Source organism: Mesorhizobium sp. M4B.F.Ca.ET.143.01.1.1 (assembly GCF_004792275.1).
Lineage (GTDB): Bacteria > Pseudomonadota > Alphaproteobacteria > Rhizobiales > Rhizobiaceae > Mesorhizobium > Mesorhizobium abyssinicae.
Window position 1 is genome coordinate 1 of the sequence record NZ_SRSR01000084.1, and the last position, 470, is coordinate 470.

Annotated in this window: 2 protein-coding genes; both read right to left on the reverse strand. The window is 63.4% G+C overall.

What is annotated here, in order from left to right:
• Positions 1-171, reverse strand: a 171-nt coding sequence (locus EN786_RS36070) for an ABC transporter substrate-binding protein (protein ID WP_189524376.1), incomplete at its 3' end; no start/stop codon positions are given.
• Positions 168-470: ANTAR domain-containing protein (locus EN786_RS36075; protein ID WP_135910024.1), on the reverse strand; the 303-nt coding region annotated here is incomplete at its 5' end. The genes EN786_RS36070 and EN786_RS36075, both read right to left, overlap by 4 nt.

A 470-nucleotide genomic window follows, 5' to 3' on the forward strand; every position in this document is an offset into this window, starting at 1 on the left:
GTCGAAATGACCGATGGCGATGCGGTCGCGGATGTTGGCCCAGGATGTCTCTCGCTGCAGCTTGAGCTCGATGCCCTCGCGGGCGGCAAAGCCCATTTCGGCGGCCGCGACCAGGACCGCGCTGTCGAAGAGCGGCATGAAACCGGCGGTGATTTCGTGCGCCATGCTCATTCGCCCTCCCCCAGCAATCCCGCTGCCGTCACCAGGCTCTGGGCGATGTCTGCGATCTTGCGGTTCTGGTTCATGGCGGTTTTGCGCAGAAGCGAGTAGGCAGCCTCCTCGCTCAGGCCGCGCGACTTCATCAATATGCCCTTGGCCCGGTCTATGACTTTGCGGTTCTCCAGCTCGCTGCGCGCCTCCTCCAGCTCGCGCGCCATGCGCGAGAAGGCATTGAAGCGGCTGATCGCCATGTCGAGGATCGGCTTGATGCGTTCCTTCTTCAACCCGTCGACGACATAGGCGGACACGCC